Annotated in this window: 1 protein-coding gene; it reads right to left on the bottom strand. The window is 69.0% G+C overall.

The window, feature by feature from the left end; genetic code table 11:
* A partial coding sequence (locus ADL25_RS16150; RefSeq protein WP_420711343.1) for an IS110 family transposase occupies nucleotides 1–225 on the bottom strand: 225 nt, incomplete at its 3' end.
* Nucleotides 226–490: the final 265 nt, after the last annotated feature.

Raw genomic sequence — 490 nt, 5'->3', positions numbered from 1 at the left:
GGCGACGGTCAGCGGGAGGGCGCCGATGGAGGCGGGCTGGTCCACGATCACCAGGACGGTGCCGAACTTGGCCTTGAGCTTGTCGAAGACGGCCCGCAACTGGGGTTCTCCGTTCGGCAGGGCCTTGTCGAAGACCTTCTTCCCGGCCGGGGTGAGTCCATGGCCGTGATGGTTGCTCTTGCCGACGTCCAGGCCGAGGAAGACGCCTATGTCGTTGATGTCGATCACTGTGCCCCCACATGCGTCGATGCCGTGCCGGCCTTGGCGGCGGGCCGTTCGCGCGCATCCACGTTATGCAGACCTGCCGCCCGCAAGTGGCCCGGCGTTGCGCCGGGCCGGGCGGCGGCCGGACCTCTGATCAGCGTCTCCGACGGCACCCCTCGGGCCCGGTGACACCACCCCCCAGGTCATCCGTTCGACAGGGGGCAACAGCCATGCCGGGCCCGGAGGCCAGCGGCCCTCTTGCAGGACCGCAAAGAAGATAACGGGG

The organism is Streptomyces sp. NRRL F-5122, assembly GCF_001507435.1.
Lineage (GTDB): Bacteria > Actinomycetota > Actinomycetes > Streptomycetales > Streptomycetaceae > Streptomyces > Streptomyces lannensis.
This window is presented reverse-complemented; position numbering and strand designations above follow the sequence as displayed.